Origin of the sequence: Enterobacter sp. CP102, assembly GCF_025152625.1 — a bacterium.
Lineage (GTDB): Bacteria > Pseudomonadota > Gammaproteobacteria > Enterobacterales > Enterobacteriaceae > Enterobacter > Enterobacter soli.
Genome location: NZ_CP104014.1, coordinates 4,384,699 through 4,409,030 on the forward strand (window position 1 = coordinate 4,384,699; position 24,332 = coordinate 4,409,030).

19 protein-coding genes are annotated in these 24,332 nt (G+C 55.6%); 10 read left to right on the forward strand and 9 right to left on the reverse strand.

Going from position 1 to position 24,332, the window contains the following annotated elements; translation table 11 throughout:
• Positions 1–22: 22 nt before the first annotated feature.
• On the reverse strand, positions 23–1,369 hold the full coding sequence (envZ, locus tag N1249_RS20790) for a two-component system sensor histidine kinase EnvZ (protein ID WP_259832938.1): 1,347 nt from the start codon (positions 1,367–1,369) through the stop codon (positions 23–25).
• Positions 1,366–2,085, reverse strand: coding sequence for a two-component system response regulator OmpR (ompR, locus tag N1249_RS20795; RefSeq protein ID WP_001157751.1), 720 nt, complete (start codon positions 2,083–2,085; stop codon positions 1,366–1,368). Before ompR ends, envZ begins: the two co-directional genes overlap by 4 nt.
• 233 nt (positions 2,086–2,318) lie before the next feature.
• Between ompR and greB the strand changes: the two genes are divergently transcribed.
• The 5 genes from greB (at position 2,319) to feoC (ending at position 8,354) form a co-directional block, all read left to right on the forward strand.
• Positions 2,319–2,792 (forward strand): transcription elongation factor GreB, encoded by a 474-nt coding sequence (gene greB, locus N1249_RS20800; protein ID WP_014072116.1) that lies wholly within the window; start codon positions 2,319–2,321, stop codon positions 2,790–2,792.
• A gap of 87 nt (positions 2,793–2,879) precedes the next feature.
• On the forward strand, positions 2,880–5,210 hold the full coding sequence (locus tag N1249_RS20805) for a Tex family protein (protein ID WP_259832941.1): 2,331 nt from the start codon (positions 2,880–2,882) through the stop codon (positions 5,208–5,210).
• A 319-nt stretch (positions 5,211–5,529) separates the two neighbouring features.
• Positions 5,530–5,757, forward strand: coding sequence for a ferrous iron transporter A (gene feoA / locus N1249_RS20810; protein WP_014072118.1), 228 nt, complete (start codon positions 5,530–5,532; stop codon positions 5,755–5,757).
• Positions 5,758–5,787: 30 nt separating this feature from the next.
• Positions 5,788–8,106, forward strand: coding sequence for a Fe(2+) transporter permease subunit FeoB (gene feoB / locus N1249_RS20815; protein ID WP_259832962.1), 2,319 nt, complete (start codon positions 5,788–5,790; stop codon positions 8,104–8,106).
• Between the two features lie 11 nt (positions 8,107–8,117).
• A complete protein-coding gene (gene feoC / locus N1249_RS20820; RefSeq protein WP_259832965.1) occupies positions 8,118–8,354 on the forward strand; it encodes a [Fe-S]-dependent transcriptional repressor FeoC in 237 nt (78 codons plus the stop codon).
• Between the two features lie 37 nt (positions 8,355–8,391).
• Here feoC and N1249_RS20825 read toward each other — a convergent pair whose 3' ends face one another.
• Positions 8,392–8,661, reverse strand: a complete 270-nt coding sequence (locus N1249_RS20825) for a YdgH/BhsA/McbA-like domain containing protein (RefSeq protein ID WP_014072121.1) — start codon at positions 8,659–8,661, stop codon at positions 8,392–8,394.
• Positions 8,662–8,773: 112 nt separating this feature from the next.
• Positions 8,774–9,547 carry a pimeloyl-ACP methyl ester esterase BioH gene (bioH, locus tag N1249_RS20830; protein ID WP_259832969.1) on the reverse strand — a complete coding sequence of 258 codons (774 nt, stop codon included), beginning with the start codon at positions 9,545–9,547 and terminating at the stop codon, positions 8,774–8,776.
• A gap of 36 nt (positions 9,548–9,583) precedes the next feature.
• On the opposite strand from bioH, the gene gntX reads away from it, so the two are divergent.
• From gntX to gntT, 3 genes are all read left to right on the forward strand, one after another.
• Positions 9,584–10,267: a DNA utilization protein GntX gene (gene gntX, locus N1249_RS20835; protein ID WP_259832971.1), complete on the forward strand. Its 684-nt coding sequence runs from the start codon at positions 9,584–9,586 to the stop codon at positions 10,265–10,267.
• Between the two features lie 61 nt (positions 10,268–10,328).
• Entirely contained in the window at positions 10,329–10,904 is a 576-nt protein-coding gene (gene nfuA, locus N1249_RS20840; protein ID WP_014072124.1) for a Fe-S biogenesis protein NfuA, read from the forward strand.
• Positions 10,905–11,262: 358 nt separating this feature from the next.
• Complete coding sequence (gene gntT, locus N1249_RS20845; protein ID WP_014072125.1) at positions 11,263–12,579, forward strand: gluconate transporter; 1,317 nt, start codon at positions 11,263–11,265, stop codon at positions 12,577–12,579.
• A gap of 109 nt (positions 12,580–12,688) precedes the next feature.
• Here gntT and malQ read toward each other — a convergent pair whose 3' ends face one another.
• Positions 12,689–14,773, reverse strand: a complete 2,085-nt coding sequence (gene malQ / locus N1249_RS20850; protein WP_259832976.1) for a 4-alpha-glucanotransferase — start codon at positions 14,771–14,773, stop codon at positions 12,689–12,691.
• A 9-nt stretch (positions 14,774–14,782) separates the two neighbouring features.
• On the reverse strand, positions 14,783–17,176 hold the full coding sequence (malP, locus tag N1249_RS20855; protein ID WP_259832978.1) for a maltodextrin phosphorylase: 2,394 nt from the start codon (positions 17,174–17,176) through the stop codon (positions 14,783–14,785).
• Positions 17,177–17,759: 583 nt separating this feature from the next.
• On the opposite strand from malP, the gene malT reads away from it, so the two are divergent.
• A complete protein-coding gene (gene malT, locus N1249_RS20860; protein ID WP_259832980.1) occupies positions 17,760–20,465 on the forward strand; it encodes an HTH-type transcriptional regulator MalT in 2,706 nt (901 codons plus the stop codon).
• 82 nt (positions 20,466–20,547) lie between these two features.
• Here malT and N1249_RS20865 read toward each other — a convergent pair whose 3' ends face one another.
• The 3 genes from N1249_RS20865 to glpE are packed head-to-tail and all read right to left on the reverse strand — an operon-like array spanning position 20,548 to position 22,538.
• Positions 20,548–21,306, reverse strand: a complete 759-nt coding sequence (locus N1249_RS20865) for a DeoR/GlpR family transcriptional regulator (RefSeq protein WP_028014684.1) — start codon at positions 21,304–21,306, stop codon at positions 20,548–20,550.
• 16 nt (positions 21,307–21,322) lie between these two features.
• The gene (gene glpG, locus N1249_RS20870) at positions 21,323–22,153 is read right to left on the reverse strand and encodes a rhomboid family intramembrane serine protease GlpG (protein WP_166718390.1); all 831 of its coding nucleotides are present in this window, start codon (positions 22,151–22,153) and stop codon (positions 21,323–21,325) included.
• A 52-nt stretch (positions 22,154–22,205) separates the two neighbouring features.
• Complete coding sequence (gene glpE, locus N1249_RS20875) at positions 22,206–22,538, reverse strand: thiosulfate sulfurtransferase GlpE (protein WP_014072135.1); 333 nt, start codon at positions 22,536–22,538, stop codon at positions 22,206–22,208.
• 239 nt (positions 22,539–22,777) lie between these two features.
• Between glpE and glpD the strand changes: the two genes are divergently transcribed.
• The gene (gene glpD / locus N1249_RS20880) at positions 22,778–24,286 is read left to right on the forward strand and encodes a glycerol-3-phosphate dehydrogenase (RefSeq protein WP_259833004.1); all 1,509 of its coding nucleotides are present in this window, start codon (positions 22,778–22,780) and stop codon (positions 24,284–24,286) included.
• The last annotated feature ends 46 nt before the right edge of the window (positions 24,287–24,332 follow it).

The window sequence follows — 24,332 nt, forward strand, 5'->3', positions numbered from 1 at the left end:
GGGTGGCTAGTGCCACCCTTTTTTAACTCTCTTTCACCTGCCCCCGCGTGACCGGCACCGGCAACCACGCACGAATACTCAAACCGCCCCGCTCGCTGGTTCCAATCTCCAGCAAACCGTTATGGTTATCGATAATACGCTGCACAATCGCCAGTCCTAAGCCCGTTCCGCTGGTGCTGCGCGCGCTATCGCCTCGCACAAACGGCTGGAACAGATGCTTACGCTGCTCAGGCTTAATGCCCGGGCCGTCATCCTCAACCTGGAACCAGGCGCGGTTGAGCTCTGATCCACTGCTGACCTTGATCCAGCCATTCCCGTAACGCGCCGCATTGACCACCATATTGGCGACAGCACGTTTGATGGAGAGCGGATGCATTCGCACCTGGATCTCACCCACCTGAAGGTCGGTATCAATTTCACGCTCGTAGCCACTTTCCGCTGCCACCACTTCACCCAGCACCGCATTCAGATCCGCCATTTCCATCGGCATCTCCTGCCCGGTGCGCAGGTAATCAATGAACTGCTCGATGATGGCATTACACTCTTCGATGTCTTTGTTAATAGACTCCGCGAGATAACCATCCTCCTCGCCCATCATCTCTGTGGCCAGACGAATACGCGTCAGCGGGGTGCGCAGATCATGACTGACACCGGCCATCAGCAGCGTACGGTCATCCGCCAGCTGTTTCACGCCTGCCGCCATATGGTTGAAGGCCCGCGTAACCGAACGCACTTCCGACGCGCCATATTCACGCAGCGGCGGTGGAATAATCCCTTTACCGACCTGAAGCGCTGCGTGCTCCAGGTCGACCAGCGGTCGGTTCTGTATGCGGATAAACAGCCACGCGCCTCCTATCGCCAGCAGCATAATGGCGAGGGTATAGCGGAACAGCGGCGAGAAATCGCCCTGGTGGATTTCGGTCAGCGGGACTCGCACCCAGATATTGGGTGAGAGCCAGGTTTTCAGCCAGACAACCGGCGAGCTTTTGTTGACCTCAACGCGGACTTCCGTCGGGCCTCCCAGCTGCTGCGCCATCTGTTGGCTCAGGAATTCGTAGTGTTGCGCCCAGCGCAGGCCTGCATCTTCCGCCGCTTCATTGGAATAGAGCGAAATACCCAGCTCGCGGTAAATCTCACGACGAAACGCCGGAGGAACCACCAGCTGTGTGCCATCTTCCAGTTGCAGTTTATCGGTCATCAGCATACGCACTTCGTACGCCAGGACCTTGTTAAACTGCTGGAGACTGGGCAGGATCGCAAAGTTCAGCACCACCAGGTAGGTCGTCACCAGGCTGACGAACAGCAAGGTGACGATCAGTAACAGCGTGCGGGCAAACGAACTTCGCGGCGAGAAGCGCATTCGCCTCATGCTTTAGAGCCGTCCGGCACGAACACGTAGCCCAGACCCCAGACGGTCTGAATATAACGAGGATGCGCCGGATCTTCTTCCACCATGCGGCGCAGACGAGAAATCTGCACGTCGATAGAGCGTTCCATCGCGGAGTATTCACGACCACGCGCCAGGTTCATCAGCTTGTCACGGGACAGCGGTTCACGCGGGTGGCTGACCAGCGCTTTCAGCACTGCGAACTCGCCGCTGGTGAGAGGCATTGGCTCATCTTCGCGGAACATCTCACGCGTACCGAGGTTCAGCTTAAACTTACCGAACGCGATAACCGCTTCTTCCTGAGACGGCGCACCAGGCAGTTCGTTCGCCTGACGACGCAGCACAGCGCGAATACGCGCCAGCAGTTCACGCGGGTTAAACGGTTTTGGAATATAGTCGTCGGCACCGATTTCCAGGCCCACGATACGGTCAACTTCTTCACCTTTCGCCGTCACCATAATGATCGGCATTGGGTTGCTCTGGCTACGCAGACGGCGGCAGATAGAAAGCCCATCTTCGCCAGGCAGCATCAGGTCGAGAACCATCAGGTGAAAAGATTCACGGGTCAGCAGACGGTCCATCTGTTCAGCGTTCGCGACGCTACGAACCTGGAAGCCCTGCTCGGTCAGATAACGTTCCAGCAGCGCGCGCAGGCGCATGTCGTCATCCACGACCAGAATTTTGTAGTTCTCTTGCATTATGTGTACTCCCAAAGGTTCGGATAGTCTTTGTAACAGCGTATTCTAAAAAAGTGCACGTGTTCGACCAGCTAATTCTGGTATAAATTCTAGTCGAAATTGTTACAAAGCATATTTAACAGCAGCTTATCTGCACATTTCATCACATAAATCATTATTAACGCTGTCTGTTAATATATTTGATACGTAATGTGCGCAACGTCTGCAATGAAGTCGAGTCTGAAGGTCACACCATGAAAACGCCCCTGATCACCCGCGAAGGGTACGAAAAGCTCAAAAAAGAGATGGATTACCTGTGGCGAGAAGAGCGCCCGGAAGTGACCAAAAAAGTCACCTGGGCCGCAAGTCTTGGCGATCGCAGCGAAAATGCTGACTACCAGTACAACAAAAAACGCCTGCGTGAGATAGACCGTCGGGTACGTTACCTGACCAAATGCCTTGAGAACCTCAAAATCGTCGATTACTCCCCGCAGCAGGAGGGCAAAGTGTTCTTCGGCGCATGGGTTGAAATCGAAAATGATGACGGCAACACCCTGCGTTTTCGCATTGTCGGCTACGATGAAATTTTTGGTCGTAAGGATTACATCTCGATCGACTCGCCGATGGCCCGCGCGTTGCTGAAAAAGGAAGTGGGCGATTTGGCTGTCGTTCAGACACCTGCCGGGGAAGCCAGCTGGTATGTGAATGAGATTGAGTACGTTAAATAGTCCGAGAGCGCCCTCCGCGGCTGGCATTTTGCCGTGTCAGCCCGTATAACTATCCCCTGATTTTTCGACTCAACAGATGATAAAGCCATGATGAATGATTCGCTCTGCCGCATTATTGCGGGTGATATTCAGGCCAGAGCCGAACAGGTAGAAGCTGCCGTTCGCCTGCTTGATGAAGGGAACACCGTGCCGTTTATTGCACGTTATCGTAAGGAAGTCACTGGCGGTCTGGATGATACTCAGCTGCGTAATCTGGAAACCCGCCTGGGTTACCTGCGCGAGCTGGAAGACCGGCGTCAGGCGATCCTCAAATCCATCGGCGAACAGGGCAAGCTCACCAGCGACCTGGAAAAAGCCATTAACGGCACGCTGAGCAAAACCGAATTAGAAGATCTCTATCTGCCGTATAAACCGAAGCGCCGCACGCGCGGGCAGATTGCGATTGAAGCCGGTCTGGAGCCTCTGGCCGAGCTGCTGTGGAACACCCCTTCCCACGACCCGGAAACCGAAGCCGCTAAATTTATCGACGCCGACAAAGGCGTGGCGGACACCAAAGCCGCTCTTGATGGCGCGCGTTATATCCTGATGGAGCGCTTCGCCGAAGACGCTGCGCTGCTCTCTAAAGTGCGTGACTATCTGTGGAAGAACGCGCACCTGGTGTCAACCGTGGTGAGCGGCAAAGAGGAAGAAGGCGCGAAGTTCCGCGACTATTTCGATCACCACGAACCTATTTCAACCACCCCTTCTCACCGCGCGCTGGCGATGTTCCGTGGCCGTAACGAAGGTGTGTTGCAGCTTTCCCTGAATGCCGATCCGCAGTTCGATGAGCCGCCAAAAGAGAGCCACTGCGAGCAGATCATTATCGATCACCTCGGTCTGCGTCTGAACAACGCCCCGGCAGACAGCTGGCGTAAAGGCGTGGTGAGCTGGACGTGGCGTATCAAGGTGCTGATGCACCTCGAAACCGAGCTGATGGGCACCGTGCGCGAGCGCGCCGAAGACGAAGCGATTAACGTTTTTGCCCGTAACCTGCACGACCTGCTGATGGCGGCACCTGCGGGCCTGCGCGCCACCATGGGCCTCGATCCGGGCCTGCGTACCGGCGTGAAAGTGGCGGTGGTTGACGGTACCGGCAAACTGGTGGCTACCGACACCATTTACCCACACACCGGCCAGGCTGCGAAAGCGGCCGTCGCGGTTGCGGCGCTGTGCGAGAAGTACAACGTTGAGCTGGTGGCTATCGGTAACGGGACCGCATCCCGTGAAACCGAGCGTTTCTACCTCGACGTGCAGAAACAGTTCCCGAAAGTCACTGCCCAGAAGGTGATCGTCAGTGAAGCAGGGGCGTCTGTTTACTCCGCATCTGAACTGGCAGCTCAGGAATTCCCGGATCTGGACGTTTCTTTGCGCGGCGCAGTGTCTATTGCCCGCCGTCTGCAAGATCCGCTGGCGGAGCTGGTGAAGATCGACCCGAAATCCATCGGTGTGGGTCAGTACCAGCACGACGTCAGCCAGACTCAGCTGGCGCGTAAGCTGGATGCGGTCGTGGAAGACTGCGTTAACGCCGTCGGCGTAGACCTGAACACCGCCTCCGTTCCCCTGCTGACCCGCGTGGCAGGTTTAACCCGCATGATGGCGCAAAACATCGTGGCCTGGCGTGACGAGAACGGTCAGTTCCAGAACCGTCAGCAGCTGCTGAAGGTGAGCCGTCTGGGGCCGAAAGCGTTTGAGCAGTGCGCAGGCTTCCTGCGTATCAACCACGGCGATAACCCGCTCGATGCCTCTACCGTTCACCCGGAAGCCTACCCTGTGGTGGAGCGCATTCTGGCCGCGACCCAGCAGGCGCTGAAAGACCTGATGGGCGACAACAGCGCCCTGCGTAACCTGAAAGCGGCTGACTTCACCGATGAACAGTTCGGTGTACCGACGGTGACCGACATCATCAAAGAGCTGGAGAAACCTGGCCGCGATCCGCGTCCTGAGTTTAAAACTGCGACCTTTGCTGAAGGCGTCGAAACCATGAACGACCTGCTGCCGGGTATGGTACTGGAAGGTGCCGTCACTAACGTCACCAACTTTGGTGCGTTTGTTGATATCGGCGTGCATCAGGATGGCCTGGTCCATATCTCTTCGCTGGCCGATAAGTTCGTTGAAGATCCACACACCGTGGTCAAAGCGGGCGATATCGTGAAAGTGAAAGTGCTGGAAGTTGACCTGCAACGTAAGCGTATTGCGCTGACCATGCGTCTGGACGAGCAGCCGGGTGAAACCAATGCGCGTCGTGGCAACGGCGGTGGCGCTCGCGAGCAGCAGCGTCCTGCGGCCAAAGCCGCAAAACCGCGTGGCCGTGATGCTCAGCCTGCGGGTAACAGCGCCATGATGGATGCGCTGGCAGCCGCAATGGGTAAAAAGCGCTAAGGTTGTCAATGCCCGGTGGCGCTACGCTTACCGGGCCTACGGTTTTGTAGGCCGGGCAAACGCAGTGCCGCCCGGCAAGCAGACCGCAGCGAATTAAAGTAAATATGGTGTAGCCATATTTAAACCACTAATTATCACCCCGTTAACAAATACTCCCCTTTTCGTTTTCCCGTCATTTCAGCAAATATTGAGCAAGGTCAAACAGGCCGTAAATTAATACTGCAAACAACATTCCGTCACAGTTTTAATATTGCTGATAAAAACTATTCTCATTATCATCCCATAGTAGATAATTTAACCTTTCATGGAATCAGGCACTATGCAATTCACTCCCGACAGTGCATGGAAAATTACCGGCTTCACCCGTGAAATTAGCCCGGCTTATCGGCAAAAACTGCTGTCATTAGGCATGTTACCTGGCTCGTCATTCCAGGTCGTGCGCGTGGCACCGCTGGGTGATCCTGTTCATATCGAAACCCGGCGCGTAAACCTGGTTCTGCGTAAAAAAGACCTCGCATTAATCGAAGTCGAAGCTATTTCCCGATAACAAGCCAGCGGTTTCAGTGAGTCTAATGCAATGAAAAAATTAACTATTGGCTTAATTGGCAATCCTAATTCCGGCAAGACAACCTTATTTAACCAGTTAACGGGCGCACGTCAGCGTGTGGGAAATTGGGCGGGTGTCACCGTTGAACGAAAAGAAGGTCAGTTTTCCACAACGGACCATCAGGTCACGCTGGTTGATCTGCCCGGAACCTATTCATTAACCACTATCTCGTCGCAAACCTCGCTCGATGAGCAGATTGCCTGCCACTATATTTTGAGCGGCGATGCCGATTTATTAATTAACGTGGTGGATGCCTCCAATCTGGAGCGCAACCTGTATCTGACGCTGCAACTGCTTGAGCTGGGTATTCCGTGCATTGTGGCGCTGAATATGCTCGACATCGCGGAAAAACAACAGCTGCGCATTGATGTCGATGCGCTTTCTGCCCGTCTGGGTTGCCCGGTTGTGCCGCTGGTCTCCACCCGCGCGCGCGGCATTGATGCCCTGAAACTGGCGATCGACCGCCACGCAGGCAACACCAGCATTGAGCTGGTGCACTATGCCCAACCGCTGCTTCGCGAAGCCAGCCTGCTGGCGCAGGAAATGGAACAACACATGCCGGCCAAACAGCGCATGTGGCTCGGCCTGCAAATGCTGGAAGGGGATATCTATAGCCGCGCCTATTCCGGCAACGCCGCCGATAAACTGGATGTCGCGCTGGCGCGTCTTAGCGACGAGCTGGACGATCCCGCGCTGCACATTGCGGACGCCCGCTATCAGGCCATTGCCGCCATTTGTGATGTCGTGAGTAACGCCCTGACCGCAGAGCCAAGCAAATTCACCGCCGCCGTCGACAAAATCGTCATTAACCGCTTCCTCGGCCTGCCGGTGTTCTTGCTGGTGATGTACCTGATGTTCCTGCTGGCTATCAACATCGGGGGCGCGCTTCAGCCAATTTTCGACGCCGGTTCGGTAGCGATATTTGTCCATGGCATTCAGTGGATTGGTTACACGCTGCACTTCCCGGAATGGCTGACCATTTTCCTTGCCCAGGGGCTTGGTGGCGGTATCAACACCGTGCTGCCGCTGGTGCCGCAAATCGGCATGATGTACCTGTTCCTCTCCTTCCTTGAGGATTCCGGCTACATGGCACGTGCGGCCTTCGTGATGGACCGCCTGATGCAGGCGCTGGGTCTGCCGGGTAAATCTTTCGTTCCGCTGATTGTCGGTTTCGGCTGTAATGTGCCGTCGGTTATGGGGGCTCGCACCCTGGATGCACCGCGTGAACGCCTGATGACCATCATGATGGCGCCGTTTATGTCCTGCGGCGCGCGTCTGGCGATCTTCGCGGTCTTTGCCGCCGCCTTCTTTGGCCAGCAAGGGGCGCTGGCGGTGTTCTCGCTGTATGTGCTGGGCATCGTTATGGCTATCCTCACAGGGCTGATGCTCAAACACACCATCATGCGTGGTGAAGCTTCGCCGTTTGTGATGGAGCTGCCGGTGTATCACGTTCCTCATCTGAAAAGCCTGGTTATTCAGACCTGGCAACGTCTGAAAGGCTTTGTGCTGCGCGCCGGTAAAGTGATTGTCATCGTCAGCATCTTCCTGAGCGCGCTGAACAGCTTCACGCTGAGCGGCCAGGCGGCGGATAACATTAACGACTCTGCCCTTGCTTCTGTCAGCCGCGTCATCACACCGGTCTTCAAGCCGATTGGTGTGCATGAGGATAACTGGCAGGCGACCGTTGGCCTGTTCACCGGCGCAATGGCGAAAGAGGTGGTGGTTGGTACACTGAACACACTCTACACCGCAGAGAACATTCAGGAGCAAGAGTTCAATCCGGCTGAATTTAGCCTGGGTAACGAACTGCTCGGTGCCGCAGAAGAAACCTGGCAGAGCCTGAAAGACACCTTCAGCCTGAGCGTACTGGCAAACCCAATTGAAGCCAGCAAAGGCGATGGCGAAATGGCGACCGGTGCGATGGGTGTGATGAGCGAGAAATTTGGCAGCGCATCCGCGGCCTACAGCTACCTCATCTTCGTGCTGCTCTACATTCCGTGCATCTCCGTGATGGGCGCGATTTCCCGTGAGTCCAGCCGTGGCTGGATGGGCTTCTCGATTCTGTGGGGGCTGAACATTGCTTACTCGCTGGCCACACTCTTCTATCAGGCAACGAACTTTAGCCAGCATCCACGCTACAGCCTGGTCTGTATCCTGGCGGTTATTTTGTTCAATGTGATCGTTCTGGGCCTGCTGCGCCGGGCGCGCAGTCGTGTCGACGTCAACCTGCTGGCCACACGTAAAACCGCAGCCACCTGCTGTAACAGCCCGGCGGGCGACTGTCACTAAGGAGTATCGTCATGGCATCGTTGATTCAGGTTCGTGATTTACTGGCGCTGCAAGGGCGTATGGAGGCAAAGCAGTTGAGCCTCAGCCTGCATACGCCGCAACCGATGATCGATGCCATGCTTGAAAGACTGGAGGCGATGGGGAAAACCATGCGTATACAGGAAGATGCGGACGGGTGTTTATCCGGCAGTTGTAAAAGCTGCCCGGAAGGCAAGGCCTGTCTCAGGGAGTGGTGGACACTTCGTTAAAAATGCCGGGCAAGCAGAGCGCTTCCCGGCGTTTTTATTACTTATACACGTCCGCGGTGGCGCGCACGTTTTTGGTTTGTTTTTCTGCACTGGTCACAACGTAGTATGTCCCGCCCAGCTCATCTGCCTTTTTCGACAACTCTTTTCTCGCGTCCATTGGCGCGGTGGTGTCAGAGGTTGTGATCTCACCAATTTTGGTCAGATTCATCCCGGCAAGCTTATCTTTTTCCAGCTCTTTAGCTGCAAAAACGCCAAATGACAGTGACCCAATAACCAGAGAAGTGACAATACCTGTAACAAGTTTCATAGCCATGACTCTCCATAGGATTGTAGTTTTGATTATCGTAGGCAGTTCGACCGCAACGATATGATGAGTATTGTTGCGGTGCGTAACTTTTGCCAGGCTGGATGGAAAATAATCAGTTTAAACGTTGACTTAACGCAATGAGAGCGGAACAAAATTCAGCGGGATGAGAGATAAACGGCGCATGCGCGGCTTTCGCCACCACATGTGATTCGCTCTGCGGCCACAGCGTATCCAGCAGCGGAACCACTTTACGTGGCACCAGCCCATCCAGATAACCGTAGATCCGCAGATGTGGCAGGGCAAGGGTTGCCAGCGGCTCACGCAGGTCGACCGTTTTTAAAATCTCAAGACCCCCGTTCAGCACCTCAACGTCCGGCATTGGCAATGACAACACGGTGTTCTTCAGCGTGCGGGCATCCTGCCGGGCCGTTTCGGTGCCCATTGTTTGCAGCGCCAGGAAGCGTTCCACCGTCCGCTGAAAATCTTCGCTCAGCTGCTGCTGGAACCCGGCCAGCACGTCAGGTTTAATGCCAGGCCACGCGTCGCGGGCGCTAAAGCATGGCGAAGAGGCCACCGTCACCAGCGCCTGCACACGTTCCGGGTGGGTCAGCGCAATCTGGCTAGCCACCAGCCCGCCAAGGCTCCAGCCGAGCCAGATGGCGTTTTGCGGCGCCGCATCCAGAACGTGTTGCGCCATCTCATCAAGCGACATCGCCTGATAGCCGTGGCTGCGGCCAAACCCAGGAAGATCCACCAGGTGCAGCGTAAAATGCGAGGCCAGTTCCTCACTTACGCAATGCCATACTTCAGCGTTCAGTCCCCATCCGTGCAGCAGCACAAGATGGCAATTTCCCGTCCCTACGGTCTGCCACCACAGAGTCTTCATCAGTTACTGTTCTCTTTTTTCACAAGGAGGTTGCACATGCTAACAGTGCCTGGCTTGTGCTGGCTATGCCGAATGCCACTTGCCCTGAGCCGATGGGGGATTTGCTCTGTGTGTACGCGCGCACTGATGCGCCCTGCCTGCGGGTGTCCACAGTGCGGTTTACCTGCCACAAACCCGAAGATCCCTTGCGGGCGTTGCCTGCAAAAGCCCCCGCCGTGGAGTGCATTAGTGGCGGTGACGGATTACGTCCCGCCGCTGAGTGGGCTGGTTCATCAGTTTAAATTTTCCTGCCAGAGCACCCTGGCCATCCCGCTTGCCCGCGTGTTGCTTCTTGCGATTTTACAGGCGCGCCGCACGCGTACCTTGCCACACATCGACTGCATCGTGAATGTGCCCCTGCACGCCCGCCGCCACTGGCGGCGCGGTTATAATCAGAGCGACCTGCTGTGCCGGCCGCTCGCGCACTGGCTGGGCTGCCGCTATCCTGCATCTGCACTCAAACGCGTCCACGCCACCGCAATACAACACCAGTTGAATGCGCGGCTTCGCAAAAAGAACCTTAAAAATGCCTTTCGCCTTGAATTCGCGGTGAAAGGCCTCCATATCGCGATCGTGGATGATGTCGTCACGACGGGCAGTACCGTTGCTGAACTTTCCCGACTGCTTTTGCGAAGCGGTGCCGCGTCTGTTCAGGTATGGTGTCTGTGCCGTACCTTGTAGCCCTTCTTCAATGGGCGTATTATTATACCCAGGTAATTTAGTCAACTATTAGGCCAAAGCTATGATCCGTATTTCCGATTCTGCACAAGCGCACTTTGCCAAACTGCTGGCAAATCAGGAAGAAGGGACGCAGATCCGCGTGTTTGTGATCAATCCAGGCACTCCGAATGCAGAATGTGGTGTCTCTTATTGTCCGCCGGACGCTGTGGAAGCAACTGACACTGCCCTTAAATTTGAACAGCTCACCGCCTACGTAGATGAGCTGAGCGCGCCGTATCTTGACGATGCGGAAATCGACTTCGTCACAGACCAGCTGGGCTCTCAGCTGACCCTGAAAGCGCCAAACGCGAAAATGCGTAAAGTGTCTGACGATGCACCACTGATGGAGCGCGTTGAGTATCTGCTGCAGTCCCAGATTAACCCTCAGCTGGCAGGCCACGGCGGCCGTGTTTCGCTGATGGAAATCACTGAAGATGGTCTGGCGATCCTTCAGTTCGGCGGCGGCTGTAACGGCTGTTCCATGGTCGATGTGACCCTGAAAGAAGGGATCGAGAAGCAGTTGCTGAACGAATTCCCTGAACTGAAAGGCGTACGCGACCTGACCGAACACCAGCGCGGCGAGCACTCTTACTACTAAGTGCCCGTCTGCTTGCCCGGTGGCGCTGCGCTTACCGGGCCTACAAAAACAGTTCATACGTACCACAGGCCGGGTAAGGCGAAGCCGCCACCCGGCTTTTGTTTTCCCACCGCTCCCCCTCTATATGTTGACCTGCGTCCCAGATTTCAAATTTTGCCTCCCAGGGTGATTCTCAATCACATCATGTTACCCGTATCATTCTCGTGGGCACTAAGCACCCTCATAACAGCCGACTAAACTTAATAGTTTCGCAGGCATCAGTATTAGTGCCGTTAACGCTCTGTTCCCAGTTGGGACAATCGGAACTTGTCGTTGAAACAATGACGTTACCCATAACAATTCAAAGGCCAGGTAAATCATGCCATTAGTCATCGTCGCTATCGGTGTTGTGTTATTACTGCTCTTGATGATCCGTTTCAAAATGAACGGATTTATCGCTCTGGTTCTGGTGGCACTTGCAGTCGGTCTGATGCAAGGGATGCCGCTGGTGAAAGTCATCAGCTCCATTAAAGCCGGTGTCGGTGGTACTCTCGGCAGCCTGGCGCTGATCATGGGCTTCGGTGCCATGCTCGGTAAAATGCTGGCGGATTGCGGTGGTGCGCAGCGTATCGCCACCACGCTTATCGCCAAATTCGGTAAGAAAAATATTCAGTGGGCAGTGGTGTTAACCGGTTTTACCGTCGGTTTCGCGCTGTTCTATGAAGTGGGCTTCGTGCTGATGCTGCCGCTGGTGTTCACCATCGCAGCTGCGGCGAACATTCCTCTGCTGTTCGTCGGTGTACCAATGGCTGCGGCACTGTCCGTAACCCACGGCTTCCTGCCGCCGCACCCGGGCCCAACTGCTATCGCGACCATTTTCCACGCCGATATGGGTAAAACCCTGCTGTTCGGTACGATTCTGGCGATCCCAACCGTGATTCTGGCAGGCCCGGTATTTGCGCGCTTCCTGAAAGGCATTGATAAGCCAATCCCGGAAGGTCTGTACAGCGCCAAAACCTTCACCGAAGAAGAGATGCCAGGCTTTGGCGTCAGCGTCTGGACCTCGCTGGTACCGGTGATTCTGATGGCAATGCGTGCTGTGGCTGAGATGATCCTGCCAAAAGGTCACGCGTTCCTGTCCGTTGCCGAATTCCTGGGTGACCCGGTTATGGCAACGCTGATTGCGGTGCTGATTGCGATGTTTACCTTCGGTCTGAACCGTGGTCGTTCAATGGATCAGATCAACGACACGCTGACCTCTTCCATCAAAATTATTGCCATGATGCTCCTGATCATTGGCGGTGGCGGTGCGTTCAAGCAGGTTCTGGTCGACAGCGGCGTGGATAAATACATCGCTGCAATGATGCATGAAACCAACGTTTCTCCACTGTTTATGGCCTGGTCTATCGCTGCGGTTCTGCGTATCGCGCTGGGCTCTGCAACCGTCGCGGCAATCACTGCCGGTGGTATCGTGGCACCGCTGATTGCAACCACAGGCGTCAGCCCGGAGCTGATGGTGATTGCGGTCGGTTCCGGTAGCGTGATTTTCTCTCACGTGAACGATCCAGGCTTCTGGCTGTTCAAGGAGTACTTCAACCTGACTATCGGTGAAACCATCAAGTCCTGGTCAATGCTGGAAACCATTATTTCCGTCTGCGGCCTGGTTGGGGTTCTGCTGTTGAATATGGTGGTCTGATGCCATAAGTCGGGTGGCGGCTTCGCCTTACCCGACCTACTCGCTCCATTTAGGCCCGGTAAGCGTAGCGCCACCGGGCAATAAAAAACCCGCCACTGGCGGGTTTTTTTCACTTCTTCGCGGCGGCTTTTCGCCGCTTATCCAAATCCTTAATCAGCTTGTTCACCCCATCATCGGCAAACATCTTCTCAAGGGTGACGGACAACTTACGCCGCCAGTTTTTGTACTGATAGCTGGTGCCCGGAATGTTCACCGGCTCAGGCATGTCTATCCAGTCTTCCGGCTGCAACCCCAGCAGAGCACTATTGCTGTCGGCAATATAACGCTGCATCCCGCGGTTAAGCGTCGGGGTCATCGCCATCAGCGATGCCTTATGCCCCGCCCGTTTTGGCAGGCAACCGTGCTTGTGCAACGCATCCAGCAGACCCTGTTTCGCCAGCTCACGATCCTGATACAGCCCGCGTAACACCTCTTCATCCGGGTACAGACCCAGCGTTTTCCCGAGCGTCAAATCACCGCTTTCCCAATAACCACGCAGCGTAGGAAGGTCATGCGTTGTCGCGACAGCCATTGACTGTTCCGGGTACGCTTTCGGCGCACGGAAGGTTTTCTCATGGTCGTTTTCAAAATAGAGCACTTTGTAGGAATAGACGCCGCTGTCACGCAGCTTGCTGACAATCTCAACCGGCACGGTACCCAGATCTTCGCCGATCACCATACATTGATGACGTTTACTCTCCAGCGCCAGGATCGACAGCAGATCGTCCACCGGATACTGAACATAGGCCCCGTGATCGGCCGTTTCGCCATAGGGGATCCACCACAGCCGCAGCACGGACATCACGTGGTCAATACGCAGCGCACCGCAGTTCTGCATGTTAGCGCGCAGCAGGTCGATAAACGGCTCGTAAGCCCGCGCGGCCATCACGTGCGGATCCATCGGCGGCAGTCCCCAGTTCTGGCCAAGCGGGCCAAGAATATCCGGTGGTGCACCCACAGAGGCTTTCAGGCAGTAAAGTTCGCGGTCACACCAGGTTTCCGCCCCGCCCTCTGCCACGCCGACCGCCAGGTCGCGGTACAGACCGATAGGCATCTTGTAGCCCTGGCTTACCTGCCAGCAGGCCGCGAACTGGCTGTACGCCAGCCATTGTAGCCACAGGTAGAAGTCCACCTCGTCAGCGTATTTTTTGCAGAAGGCTTTCACTTCAGGCGTGTCGACGGTCTGGTACGCTTCCGGCCATACCGGCCAGCCCCAGCGCATTTCGTCTTCTTTTACCTGATAAGCATGTAAGGCATCAAACGCCGCCTGCCAGTAAAGGCTCTCGCCTTCCTGGGTCACAAACTGACGGAAAGCGGCCATCTGTTCATCATCGCGCTTCGCAAAGCCTTTCCACGCCAGACGCAGTGCCGCCATCTTCAGGGCGGTGACGGTCGCATAATCCACCCAGTCAGCGTTGCGCGCCTGTTTCAGTGCCTGCTGAGTGGTGCTCAACTTCCACCAGTCCTGGGCCTCTTTACTGTTTTTAAAGTCATCTAACGCGTTAACGTCGATGTAAATCACGTTCAGCCAGCGGCGAGACGACGGGCTGTACGGGCTGGCGCTCTCCGGGTTCGCCGGATAAAGCGCATGGATTGGATTGAGGCCAATAAACGCGCCGCCGCGCTCGCCTACATCCACCAACATCTTTTTCAGGTCGCCAAAATCACCGATGCCCCAGTTGTTGTCCGAACGCAGCGTATAGAGCTGCACGCAGGCGCCCCACAGCTTTTTACCTTCGAGCAACGCCTGCGGCTCGTAGCAGCGTTTTGGCGCGACGATCACCCGGCAGTGGAAACGCAGGTCATCCTGGGTGAGCGTAAGGGTGTGATAGCCCTCCGGCAGCTTCGCCGGAAGGTTGAGCGTTTTGCCACCGGTGGCGTGGCCTTTGTGCAGATGCCCCTCTTCGGTGGTGAGCAGCCAGCTAAACTCGCCGCGCCCTTCCACCGCCAGCGGCATCTTTTTGCCTGCGGTAAAGACCTTTACATTCGGCACCGGGGCAACCGGCGCTTTCGCGTCGGTTTTGGTTTTGTGCATGGCATCCAGCAGACGTCTTTTGGTGTCCGCACCAATAGATTGCGGTTTGCCGTGAGCATTGATGTAACTGAGGCTGATCCCCGCCGCCTGCGCGGCACTGTCCAGACGTTTGCTATCCATTGCGCTTCCTTAACGTTTTGCCTGCCAGATACGGGCCTGATAATCACGGATTGAGCGGTCAGAGCTGAACATTCCACAACGGGCGGTGTTCAGAATGCACGCGCGGGTCCAGGCTTCCTGGTCGCGATACAACACGTCGACCTGTTTTTGCGCTTCCACGTAGGCCGTGAAATCAGCCATCACCAGATACGGATCACCGCCGTGTTTGTCCATGCTGTGCAGCATCTGGTCAAACGCATGTTTGTCGCCATCGCTGTACTTACCGCTCTCCAGCTCTTTCAGCACCGCGTCGAGCACCTTGTCTTTCTTACGCCATTTCACCGGGTCGTAGCCTTTGGCCTTGATGGCTTTCACCTCTTCCACGGTATGGCCGAAAATAAAGATGTTCTCTTCACCGACCTTCTCGGCGATTTCGACGTTTGCCCCGTCGAGCGTACCCACGGTCAGCGCACCGTTCAGCGCCAGCTTCATGTTGCCGGTACCGGACGCTTCTTTCCCTGCGGTAGAGATCTGCTCGGAGATATCCGCCGCCGGGATCAGCATTTCAGCCGCAGAGACGCAGTAATCCGGCAGGAACACCACCTTCAGCTTGTCGCCCACTGTTGGATCGCTGTTGATCGCCGCCGCCACTTTGTTGATGGCGAGGATAATGTTTTTCGCCAGGTAGTAGCCCGGCGCCGCTTTCGCACCGAACAGGAACACGCGCGGCACGCGGTCGGCCTGCGGGTTCTCGCGGATCTCTTTGTACAGCGCCAGAATGTGCAGCAGGTTCAGGTGCTGACGTTTGTATTCGTGCAGACGTTTAATCTGGATGTCGAAAATGGCATTCGGGTTGATCTCAATCCCGGTGCGCATTTTCACAAACGCCGCCAGGCGAACTTTGTTCTCCTGTTTGATGGCGCGGTACTGCTCGCGGAATTTCGCGTCGTCAGCCTGTTTTTCCAGATTGATGAGCTGGTCCAGGTCGTTGGCCCACTCTTTCTTCAGGGTTTTATCCAGCAGCCCTACCAGCAGCGGGTTGCACTGCTTGATCCAGCGACGCGGTGTGATGCCGTTGGTCACGTTGTGGAATTTGGTTGGCCACAGCTGGTGATATTCCGGGAACAGATCTTTCACCACCAGGTCAGAGTGCAGCGCAGCAACGCCGTTAACCGCAAAACCGCTCACCACGCACATGTTCGCCATGCGGACCTGTTTGTCGTGAACCACGGCCAGCTTCGCCCAGACCGCTTTGTTGCCCGGCCAGGTTTTATCCACCAGCGTTTTAAACTGGTCGTTAATCTTGTTGATGATCTGCATATGACGCGGCAGCAGCGTTTTCACCAGCTTCTCATCCCAGCACTCCAGCGCTTCTGGCATCAGGGTGTGGTTGGTGTAAGCGAAGGTGCGGCTGGTGATCGCCCATGCGTCATCCCAGCTCAGCTGATGCTCGTCGATCAGTACGCGCAGCAGTTCCGGGATAGCAATCGTCGGGTGCGTGTCGTTCAGCTGAATCACTTCGAAGTCCGGCAGCTGCGCCAGCTTGCGGCCCGCCAGGTGATGGCGACGCAGAATGTCCGCCACGGAGCAGGCGCACTGGAAGTACTGCTGCATCAGGCGCAGCTTTTTACCCGCCAGGTGGTTGTCGTTCGGGTAGAGCACTTTTGTCAGTTTTTCGGCGTCGATCCCCTGCTGCTCGGCACGCAAGAAATCGCCGTCGTTGAATTTGGTGAGGTTAAACGGATGCGCGTGCTTCGCCTGCCACAAACGCAGTGGCTGCGCCACGCCGTTACGGTAACCCAGCACCGGCAGATCCCATGCTTCTCCGCTAATGATAAAGCCCGGCTCCCAGTGCCCCTGTTTCGATACTTTACCGCCAATGCCCACCTGCACATCAAGCTGCGCGTTATGGCGGAACCATGGGTAAGTATTGCGATGCCAGTCGTCTGGCGCTTCCATCTGATGCCCATCCGCAAAAGACTGGCGGAACAGACCGTATTGATAGTTCAGACCATAACCGATTGCCGACTGGCCCACGGTTGCCATGGAATCCAGGAAACAGGCCGCCAGACGCCCAAGACCACCGTTACCCAGCGCCGGGTCGATCTCTTCTTCCAGCAGGTCGGTGAGGTTGATGTCGTGCTCTTTCAGAACATCACCCACTTCCTGATACCAGCCAAGGTTCAGCAGGTTGTTGCCGGTCAGACGGCCAATCAGGAATTCCATCGAAATGTAGTTCACGTGACGCTGGCCTTTAACGGGCTTCGCCACCGGCTGAGCATCCAGTTGCTCTGCGAGCGCACCGCTCACCGCCTGCCACCACTGGTGAGGCGTCATCTCGTTTGCAGCACGAAGGCCAAAACGCTGCCACTGACGCGTCAGGGCAGCCTGGAATTGAGCTTTGTTGAAGGTAGGCTGTGACATAGGGAATCGGCATCCTGTAGAGAGAAAAAACATATTGGCGCTAGTGTGCCTGGCTCATTTCACCTCTTCCTCATCCTGTCGGGGATTAGACAGGGAGGAGTAGTGGGGATGAGCATAAAAGTGTGATCAAGGCCACTTAGTGAGCATAGCCGGAGTGTGCCTGGATGGAGAAAAGATAACCTGGAAGGGTGTCAAAAAAATGAAATGCAGTTTCGTAAGAAATTAATTCACGCAGAAATGATTACTTACGTAGAATAATATTTCTGCAATTAGGGAATATCTAAGAACACTATTTAGCTTGCTCAACTTTACCGAAACTTTATTAACTCTGACGTCACTATACCTTTCTGAAACCAGTTTCAGTTTATTAGCACTAAATGCATACAAGCCAGCATCCACGCGGCATGTGAGCCATTTTAAAAAGTTCCCATGTTAATCTGAATATTTTGTGACAGAGTGCAAATTCAGAGGCACAAAACCCAGACATAACTTGCAATAGTTGCCTTTCTGGCCGACCTTATATCTATTAATTACGAAGCGCAAAAAAAATAAAATTCCTCGTTCCCACAGTGAAGTGAAAACTATGTTGATTCCGTCAAAATTAAGTCGCCCGGTTCGTCTCGACCATACAGTGGTCCGCGAACGTCTGTTGGCTAAACTTTCCGGCGCGCATAATTTCCGACTGGCGCTGGTTACGAGCCCGGCAGGCTATGGAAAAACAACGCTCATTTCGCAATGGGCCGCAGGTAAGAGCGATCTTGGCTGGTACTCCCTTGATGAGGGCGATAACCAGCAAGAGCGCTTTGCCAGCTATCTGGTTGCCGCCATCCAGCAGGCAACCAACGGACACTGTGCCGCCAGTGAAGTGATGGTGCAAAAGCGCCAGTACGCCAGCCTGTCCTCTCTTTTCTCACAGCTGTTTATCGAACTGGCCGAATGGCATCGTCCGCTGTATGTGGTGATTGATGATTACCATCTGATTACCAACCCGGTTATTCACGAGTCGATGCGCTTCTTCCTGCGCCATCAGCCGGAAAACCTGACCCTGGTGGTGCTGTCGCGCAACCTGCCGCAGCTGGGCATTGCCAACCTGCGCGTGCGTGACCAATTACTGGAAGTGGGCAGCCAACAGCTCGCCTTTACCCATCAGGAAGCCAAACAATTCTTCGACTGCCGTCTGACGTCCCCGATTGAGGCATCTGAAAGCAGCCGCCTGTGTGATGACGTGGCAGGCTGGGCGACTGCGCTACAGCTGATCGCCTTATCCGCACGCCAGAACAACAGCCCGACACATCAGTCTGCGCGCCGTCTGGCAGGGATCAACGCCAGCCATCTGTCGGATTATCTGGTGGATGAAGTGCTGGATAGCGTCGATCCCGCTACCCGTAATTTCCTGCTGAAAAGCTCCCTGCTCCGCTCCATGAACGATGCGTTGATTGTGCGCGTCACCGGTAGCGAGAACGGCCAGCTTCAGCTTGAAGAGATTGAACGTCAGGGCCTGTTCCTGACCCGCATGGACGACCCCGGCGAGTGGTTCAGCTATCACCCGCTGTTTGGCAGTTTCCTGCGTCAGCGTTGCCAGTGGGAGCTTGCCGTCGAACTGCCGGAAATCCACCGCGCCGCCGCCGAAAGCTGGATGGCGCAAGGTTTCCCGAGCGAAGCCATTCACCACGCGCTTGCCGCGGGTGATGCCAGTATGCTGCGCGATATTCTGCTCAACCACGCCTGGGGGCTGTTTAACCATAGCGAACTGACGCTGCTGGAAGAGTCCCTGAAGGCCCTGCCGTGGGAAAGCCTGCTGGAAAATCCGCGCCTGGTGTTGTTACAAGCCTGGCTGATGCAGAGCCAGCACCGCTACAGCGAAGTGAACACCTTGCTGGCACGCGCCGAGCAGGAGATGGAAAGCGACATGGATACCACCCTGCACGGCGAGTTCAACGCGCTGCGTGCACAGGTGGCGATCAACGATGGCGATCCTGATGAGGCTGAACGCCTGGCGATGGTCGCACTCGACGAGCTGCCGCTGGCAAACTTCTACAGCCGCATTGTGGCCACATCGGTTCACGGTGAAGTGCTGCACTGCAAAGGCGATCTCACCCGTTCGCTGTCACTGATGCAGCAAACCGAACAGATGGCGCGTCGTCACGATGTCTGGCACTACGCGTTATGGAGCCTGATTCAGCAAAGCGAAATCCTGTTTGCTCAGGGGTTCCTGCAAGCCGCATGGGAAAATCAGGAAAAAGCCTTCCAGCTGATCCGCGATCAGCATCTGGAACAGCTGCCGATGCATGAGTTCCTGTTGCGTATTCGCGCCCAGCTTCTGTGGGCGTGGTCGCGCCTGGATGAGGCAGAAAGTTCTGCCCGTCAGGGCGTGGATGTTCTCTCCAGCTTCCAGCCGCAACAGCAGTTGCAATGTCTGGCGCTGCTGGTGCAGTGCTCGCTGGCGCGCGGGGATCTGGACAACGCCCGCAACCACCTTAACCGCCTGGAGAACCTGCTCGGTAATGGGCAGTATCACAGCGACTGGGTATCGAACGCCGATAAGGTACGGGTGATTTACTGGCAGATGACCGGCGACAAAAAATCCGCCGCCAACTGGCTTCGTCAGACGCCAAAACCGGAATTCGCCAATAACCACTTCCTGCAAAGCCAGTGGCGCAATATTGCCCGCGTGCAGATCCTGCTCGGTGAGTTTGAACCAGCCGAGATAGTCCTGGAAGAGCTGAACGAGAACGCGCGTAGCCTGCGCCTGATGAGCGACCTGAACCGCAACCTGCTGTTGCTGAACCAGCTTTACTGGCAAGCAGGGCGTAAAAATGATGCGCAGCGTGTGCTGCTGGAAGCGTTACAGCTTGCTAACCGTACCGGCTTTATCAGCCACTTTGTGATTGAAGGCGAAGTGATGGCGCAGCAGTTGCGTCAGCTCATTCAGCTGAATACGCTGCCGGAGCTGGATCAGCATCGCGCTCAGCGCATTCTGCGTGAAATTAACCAGCACCATCGCCACAAGTTTGCGCACTTTGATGAGAACTTTGTTGAACGTCTGCTGAATCACCCAGAAGTGCCGGAGCTTATTCGCACCAGCCCGCTCACCCAGCGTGAATGGCAAGTGCTTGGGCTGATTTATTCAGGCTACAGCAATGAGCAGATTGCCGGTGAACTGGCTGTGGCGGCAACCACCATTAAGACGCATATCCGAAATCTGTATCAGAAGCTGGGTGTCGCGCATCGTCAGGATGCGGTGCAACATGCACAGCAGCTGTTGAAGATGATGGGGTACGGCGTGTAATTCATTGCCCGGCGGCGCTACGCTTGCACGGGCCTACGGGGTTTTGTAGGTCGGGTAAGCGCAGCGCCACCCGACACAACGGCTAGCACAGTTCCAGCTGCAAATTATTATCCTTAATCACCTGCATCACACCCGCTGGCGGCATGACATCGGTATACACCGCATCCACCATGCTGATGCTACCCATGTTCACCATCGCATTACGGCCAAATTTAGAGTGGTCCACCACCAGCATCACATGGCGGGAGTTTTCAATAATCGCGCGCTTGGTGCGCACTTCGTGGTAATCAAACTCCAGCAGTGAGCCGTCGGTGTCGATACCGCTGATCCCCAGAATGCCGAAATCGAGGCGGAACTGAGAGATAAAATCGAGCGTCGCTTCACCAATGATCCCACCGTCGCGGCTGCGCAACTCACCGCCTGCCAGGATGATGCGGAAATCGTCTTTCTGCATCAGCGTGTTGGCCACGTTCAGGTTGTTGGTCACCACGCGCAGGTTCTCGTGATCCAGCAGCGCATGGGCGACCGCTTCCGGCGTGGTGCCGATATCAATAAACAGCGTCGCCCCGTTCGGGATCTGGCTGGCGACTTTCCGGGCAATACGCTCTTTCTCTGCTGTTTGTGTCGCTTTACGGTCGTGCCACGAGGTATTGACGGAGCTGGACGGTAACGCTGCTCCACCGTGGTGGCGCAAAATACGGTTTTGATCGGCAAGGTCGTTCAGGTCACGGCGAATGGTCTGAGGGCTGACGGCAAACTGCTCTACCAGCTCCTCAGTGCTAACGTATCCCTGTTTTTTAACCAGTTCGATAATGGCGTCATGACGTTGTGTTTGTTTCATGAAATATCCCTGGAAATTATGTTCGTTTACGCGCATGGAGCGTGTCGGCAAAGGCCATCGCCAGCCCAACGGCCAGCCCGGTCACGTGAGCGCCGTTAGCGATAGACATGCCAAACAGATCAAACCATCCGGCAATAAGCCATATTAAGGCAAAGGTTATTAAACCGCGTTGCAGATAGATGCCGCTTTGTGGATCACGCTCACCCCGGAGCCAGACGTATCCCATCAGCGCATAAACCACACCCGATAACCCGCCAAACCACGGGCCGCTAAATTTGTGCTGCACATACCCGCTTAATAAAGCGCTAATCAGGGTGATGACAATCAGTTTTCCACTGCCAAGCCTCTTCTCCACCGCGCCGCCGAGATACCACCACCACAGCAGGTTGAAGAGGATATGCATCACCGAGAAGTGCATTAGCGCGTGGGTGAAGTAGCGCCAGACGTCAAACTCCAGAGAGGGATCGTACGGCCATGCGAGGGCTATCATCACGCTCTGGTCGCCCACCACATTCATGATGATAAACACCAGAATACAGGCAGCCATCAGCAGCAGGGTAAATGGCCCTGCGCGCTCACGCACGGTGGCAAGAAAAGGAAAGCGACGATAGTGCAACCCGCTGCCGGTCTGGCCGGATTGCCAGCTGGCGGCCAGGTAACGCGGATCGCCAGGGTTCTCAAGAAAGCGCGCCAGTTCGGCATTTACGCGTTCAGCCTGGCTTTCGTCTGCCAGCCAGACATCCGTTTGCGTATGTTGCTGAATGGTCAGGATAACGCCCTGCGTCGCCATGTAATCGACAAACGCCTGGGCAACGCGCGGGTTGGTAAAAGAGGTAATCATCAGCATTGCAACAGTCGCTTATTTCCACACAAAAGGGGACAGTATAGAGCGAATGGTTTTAGCCGCCAAACGCGTGCTCAACTTCTGCCGGGAAATGGCGATGCCAGGCATCGAAACCGCCATCAACGCTATACACCGCGTCGTAACCCTGCTGGAGCAGATACTGCGCGGCACCTTTACTGCTGTTGCCGTGGTAGCACATCACCATCACCGGCGTTTCAAAGTCGTTATCGCGCATAAACGCACCCAGCGTGTCATTGGTCAGATGGAACGCGCCTGGCGTGTGGCCCATTGCAAAACTCTGCGGATCACGGATATCCACCAGCACCGCCGTTCCCTGGTGCATCTTCTGATGGGCTTCTTCTACGTTAATACATTCAAAGTGATCCATGGTGTTCTCTTTACAGTGTTCAGATTAGGTGCGGTCTGCTGCCCTCACCCCGACCCTCTCCCACGGGAGAGGGAGAATGCGATTTTACCCCGTAGTGTACGTCCTGGCGGCGGGTAAACGCCATTATGTTATCCATATCACTCTAAATTGTTTTTTTGATGTTACCAAAAGCGCGTTCGTTTGCTATTATGAGCGATATCGAACATTTATGAGCTTTAACGAAAGTGTGTGAGGGTGACATGGAAACCAAAGATCTGATTGTGATAGGCGGTGGCATCAACGGTGCCGGTATTGCGGTCGATGCCGCAGGACGCGGTTTATCCGTACTGATGCTGGAAGCTAACGATCTCGCGTGTGCGACATCGTCCGCCAGCTCCAAACTGATCCACGGTGGCCTGCGCTACCTGGAACACTACGAATTCCGCCTGGTCAGTGAAGCACTGGCCGAACGCGAAGTGTTGCTGAAAATGGCTCCGCACCTGGCCATCCCGATGCGTTTCCGTCTCCCTCATCGTCCGCATCTTCGCCCGGCGTGGATGATTCGAATTGGTCTGTTTATGTACGATCACCTTGGGAAACGTACCAGCCTGCCAGGTTCGAGTGGTTTGCGTTTTGGCTCAGAATCGGTCCTTAAGCCAGAAATCGTGCGCGGATTCGAATATTCTGACTGTTGGGTGGATGATGCGCGTCTTGTGCTGGCGAACGCACAGATGGTGGTGAAAAAAGGTGGTGAGGTGAAAACCCGCACCCGTGCTACGTCTGCCCGCCGTGAAAACGGCCTGTGGATTGTCGAAGCCGAAGACGTGGATACCGGCGAGAAATTCAGCTGGAAAGCCCGCGGTCTGGTCAACGCTACCGGCCCATGGGTGAAACAGTTCTTCGACGAAGGAATGCAGTTGCGTTCACCGTACGGCATCCGCCTGATCAAAGGCAGCCATATCGTCGTGCCACGCGTTCATGCCCAAAAGCAGGCTTACATCCTGCAAAACGAAGATAAACGCATTGTGTTTGTGATCCCGTGGATGGACGAATTCTCCATCATCGGTACCACCGACGTAGAGTACAAAGGCGATCCGAAAAATGTCGAAATCGACGAGAGCGAGATCAACTACCTGCTGAAGGTCTATAACGCGCACTTTAAGAAACAGCTGGCACGCAACGATATCGTCTGGACGTACTCCGGCGTGCGTCCGCTGTGCGATGACGAGTCAGATTCTCCGCAGGCCATCACCCGCGACTATACGCTCGATATCCATGATGTAGACGGTCAGGCTCCGCTGCTGTCGGTGTTCGGCGGCAAGCTCACCACCTACCGCAAGCTGGCCGAGCACGCGCTGGAAAAACTGGTGCCGTACTACAAAGGCATTGGTCCGGCGTGGACGAAAGGCGCGGTATTGCCTGGCGGCGACATTGACGGTAATCGCGATGATTTTGCGGCGAAACTGCGTCGTCGCTACCCGTTCATCACTGAATTGATGGCGCGTCACTTTGCCCGTACCTACGGCAGCAACACGGAGTGGATCTTAGGCGAGGCGAAAGAGCTTGCGGACCTGGGCGAACATTTCGGACACGAGCTGTACGAAGCCGAGCTGCGCTATCTGGTTGAGCACGAATGGGTTCGCCGTCTGGACGATGCAATCTGGCGTCGTACCAAAGAAGGGATGTGGCTGAATGCAGAGCAACAGTCTCGCGTAGCGCAGTGGCTGCTGCAACATGCGGGAAAGCGTGAGCTGTCGTTAGCGTCGTAATTGAAAAAAAGCCGGGTGGCGGCTCCGCCTTACCCGGCCTACAAAC

Bases quoted from the DNA above. Each gene is read 5' to 3' on its own strand.
- envZ (WP_259832938.1), bottom strand. From the start codon at position 1,369: ATGAGGCGAATGCGCTTCTCGCCGCGAAGTTCGTTTGCCCGCACGCTG.
- ompR (WP_001157751.1), bottom strand. From the start codon at position 2,085: ATGCAAGAGAACTACAAAATTCTGGTCGTGGATGACGACATGCGCCTG.
- greB (WP_014072116.1), top strand. From the start codon at position 2,319: ATGAAAACGCCCCTGATCACCCGCGAAGGGTACGAAAAGCTCAAAAAA.
- N1249_RS20805 (WP_259832941.1), top strand. From the start codon at position 2,880: ATGATGAATGATTCGCTCTGCCGCATTATTGCGGGTGATATTCAGGCC.
- feoA (WP_014072118.1), top strand. From the start codon at position 5,530: ATGCAATTCACTCCCGACAGTGCATGGAAAATTACCGGCTTCACCCGT.
- feoB (WP_259832962.1), top strand. From the start codon at position 5,788: ATGAAAAAATTAACTATTGGCTTAATTGGCAATCCTAATTCCGGCAAG.
- feoC (WP_259832965.1), top strand. From the start codon at position 8,118: ATGGCATCGTTGATTCAGGTTCGTGATTTACTGGCGCTGCAAGGGCGT.
- N1249_RS20825 (WP_014072121.1), bottom strand. From the start codon at position 8,661: ATGAAACTTGTTACAGGTATTGTCACTTCTCTGGTTATTGGGTCACTG.
- bioH (WP_259832969.1), bottom strand. From the start codon at position 9,547: ATGAAGACTCTGTGGTGGCAGACCGTAGGGACGGGAAATTGCCATCTT.
- gntX (WP_259832971.1), top strand. From the start codon at position 9,584: ATGCTAACAGTGCCTGGCTTGTGCTGGCTATGCCGAATGCCACTTGCC.
- nfuA (WP_014072124.1), top strand. From the start codon at position 10,329: ATGATCCGTATTTCCGATTCTGCACAAGCGCACTTTGCCAAACTGCTG.
- gntT (WP_014072125.1), top strand. From the start codon at position 11,263: ATGCCATTAGTCATCGTCGCTATCGGTGTTGTGTTATTACTGCTCTTG.
- malQ (WP_259832976.1), bottom strand. From the start codon at position 14,773: ATGGATAGCAAACGTCTGGACAGTGCCGCGCAGGCGGCGGGGATCAGC.
- malP (WP_259832978.1), bottom strand. From the start codon at position 17,176: ATGTCACAGCCTACCTTCAACAAAGCTCAATTCCAGGCTGCCCTGACG.
- malT (WP_259832980.1), top strand. From the start codon at position 17,760: ATGTTGATTCCGTCAAAATTAAGTCGCCCGGTTCGTCTCGACCATACA.
- N1249_RS20865 (WP_028014684.1), bottom strand. From the start codon at position 21,306: ATGAAACAAACACAACGTCATGACGCCATTATCGAACTGGTTAAAAAA.
- glpG (WP_166718390.1), bottom strand. From the start codon at position 22,153: ATGCTGATGATTACCTCTTTTACCAACCCGCGCGTTGCCCAGGCGTTT.
- glpE (WP_014072135.1), bottom strand. From the start codon at position 22,538: ATGGATCACTTTGAATGTATTAACGTAGAAGAAGCCCATCAGAAGATG.
- glpD (WP_259833004.1), top strand. From the start codon at position 22,778: ATGGAAACCAAAGATCTGATTGTGATAGGCGGTGGCATCAACGGTGCC.